This window comes from Snodgrassella gandavensis (assembly GCF_914768025.1).
Taxonomy (GTDB): domain Bacteria; phylum Pseudomonadota; class Gammaproteobacteria; order Burkholderiales; family Neisseriaceae; genus Snodgrassella; species Snodgrassella gandavensis.
Map to the genome: position 1 here is coordinate 1 of NZ_CAJZCE010000044.1, position 506 is coordinate 506.

1 pseudogene is annotated in these 506 nt (G+C 48.2%); it reads left to right on the top strand.

Annotated features, from left to right (window positions below):
* A pseudogene (locus tag MJ764_RS11385) lies at window positions 1–506 on the top strand (hypothetical protein); the annotation flags it as partial.

Below are 506 nucleotides of genomic sequence, written 5' to 3' on the forward strand. Positions count from 1 at the left end.
CCAAAATTATTCATGAAGAAGGCTACTTTGATCAGGACAAGAGTTTAGCCGGCCAATATTACTGGGGTTGGGAAAAGCGCAATGCCAAAGGTGAGATTGTAGGTGGTGTGGTAGAAAAAGGCTTTGAAGATGTGATTAAGGGCACAAACGGCGCCGATGAGATTAAGGGCTTTGACGGAGGAGATGCGATTGACGGCATGGGCGGCAACGATATTATTCTCGGCGGCGATGGCACGGATTTACTTACCGGAGGTGGCGGTTCCGACATCATCCAAGGCGGTGCCGGTGATGATTTTATCTGGGCTAATCAACATTTAACCATTGGTAATCGTGTCCGCCCGGATGAGCGCTGGACGATGCCGGCTGATGGTAAAAAACTGATTTATGCCGGCCCAAACTGGGGCATATATATTAATCAGCAAGGCCACATGATAACTTCTGGTCTTTATAGAGGAAGTGATGATGCTGCGGAAGTGGGTGGAGACTATTTATATGGTGGTGATGGT